Here is a 1,410-nt window from a genome sequence, read left to right on the forward strand (position 1 = left end):
CCGGCCGCATCTGGCCGCCGGGGCGCTGGTGCCGTTGTTCGAATACAGCGACAGCGGCCAGGCCTATGCCCAGACCGAACCGATGGATATCTACCTGTGTCTGGCCGACCGCTTCGCCATGACCGCTAAAGTGCGTGTATTCATGGACTACCTTTGCGAAGCCCTGGGCGACAGCTGGCAGGTGCAAGTATGAAAAAACCGCCACGAGGGCGGTTTTTCATGTGAAGCGTACTGATCAGAAGCGGTAGGTGAGGGACGCACCGATACCGTGAGCGCTGTTCTCGTACTTGGCCTGGTAGCTGCCTTTCAACGCACCTTCCGTCGGCGTGTCCGGTTGATTGTTGACCTTGGTGTCCTCTTCCCACAGGTAGGAGTAGGCGACATCGATGGTCATGTCGTCGTTCGGGCTCCAACCGGCACCAAAGCTGACCGCTTTACGGTCACCGGTAGGAATGCGCGGCGAGCGATCATGGTTGTTGGTGGGCGACTGGTCGACGGAGAAGCCTGCACGCAGGGTCCACTCCTTGTTCACCTTGTAGGCAGCACCAATGGCGTGTGCCCAGGTGTCGTGCCAGTTCTGCTCTTCGGTGATGGTCTGCAGTGGGTAGCCCGCCGGTGCTTCGTTCTTGACAACGATACTCTCCAGGCGGCTCCAGCGCGTCCAGGTGCTACCCGCATACAGGGTCCAATGGTCATCCAGCTCATGGGTGACCGAGAAGTCCACCGACTCTGGCGTCTTGATTTTCAGGCTGGCGTCGAACTTGCCGCTGAGACCAGCAAGAGCGACCGGGTAGGAAACACGGGTATCGCCTTCAAGCTTGTAGTCGACCATCGAGTGGTAGGTCAGACCCAGGCGGGTACGGTCTGTGGCTTGTACAAGAACGCCGATGTTGTAGCCGACGGCAGTGTCGTCGCCCTTGATCTTGACTTCGCCATCAGGGCCACCGCCCAGAAACCCGGGGAAGGCCTGGCTGTTCAGGTTCGAGCCCAGCTCACCCTTGATGCGGTTGATGGTCGGGCCAAAACCGATCGACACCTTGTCGTTGAAGGCATAGCTGATGGTTGGCTGGAAGGTGACAACCTCGACCTTGCTCTTCTTGCCCCAGTAACGCGCCGCGTCGCCGCTGCCGTAGTCGGTGATCAGGCCGTATGGCACGTAAACGCCGAAGCCAACGCTCCAGTGGTCATCGATCGGCTTGACATAGTAACCCATGGGCACGCCCACGACCGGGACCATGTCGCCATCGGTTTCCCCCCCGAAATTGCTACCACGGCCCGAAATATCGGTTTTGGCTATCACGGCCGCACCACCCACGGTGACCTGTTCGCGGTTCCGGCGCGCCATGCCTGCGGGGTTGCCATACACAGTGCTGGCATCTTCGGCAGAAGACGAACGTCCCGCGAAACCGG

Annotated in this window: 1 protein-coding gene and 1 pseudogene; one reads left to right on the forward strand and one right to left on the reverse strand. The window is 60.1% G+C overall.

The window, feature by feature from the left end:
* A pseudogene (locus JV551A3_RS09110) lies at positions 1–193 on the forward strand (LysR family transcriptional regulator); the annotation flags it as partial.
* 42 nt (positions 194–235) lie between these two features.
* Here JV551A3_RS09110 and JV551A3_RS09115 read toward each other — a convergent pair.
* A partial coding sequence (locus JV551A3_RS09115) for an OmpP1/FadL family transporter (protein WP_133978583.1) occupies positions 236–1,410 on the reverse strand: 1,175 nt, incomplete at its 5' end.

Origin of the sequence: Pseudomonas inefficax (assembly GCF_900277125.1) — a bacterium.
Classification (GTDB): domain Bacteria; phylum Pseudomonadota; class Gammaproteobacteria; order Pseudomonadales; family Pseudomonadaceae; genus Aquipseudomonas; species Aquipseudomonas inefficax.